Genomic DNA, 287 nt, shown 5'->3' on the forward strand with positions numbered 1-287 from the left:
AGTACACCGGCGGCAGCTGCTTGGACTTCCCCACCAAACCGCCCACGAAGACGCTGGCGAAGAACAGGTCGAACACCTCATCGGGCACAACGCCCGTGCGGATGACCTCGCCGTCGCAGTCGTCGGTATCGGTGGCAGCGCCGAAGACGACCGAGACCACATAGGACTTGTCGTGGCCGGTGAGGAACTGATCGAGCCGGGAGGCCGGCCCCACGCACAGGGGCAGCACCCCCGAGGCGAGTGGATCTAAAGTGCCCGTGTGCCCGATGCGCTTCTCGCCGAAGATG

General features: G+C 65.5%; 1 pseudogene. It reads right to left on the reverse strand.

From position 1 onward, the window contains the following. Nucleotides 1–287 (reverse strand): annotated as a pseudogene (locus NE591_RS15570) (tRNA pseudouridine(55) synthase TruB); the annotation flags it as partial.

The organism is Adlercreutzia sp. DFI.6.23 (genome assembly GCF_024462535.1).
In the GTDB taxonomy this organism is placed as follows: Bacteria; Actinomycetota; Coriobacteriia; order Coriobacteriales; family Eggerthellaceae; genus Adlercreutzia; species Adlercreutzia rubneri.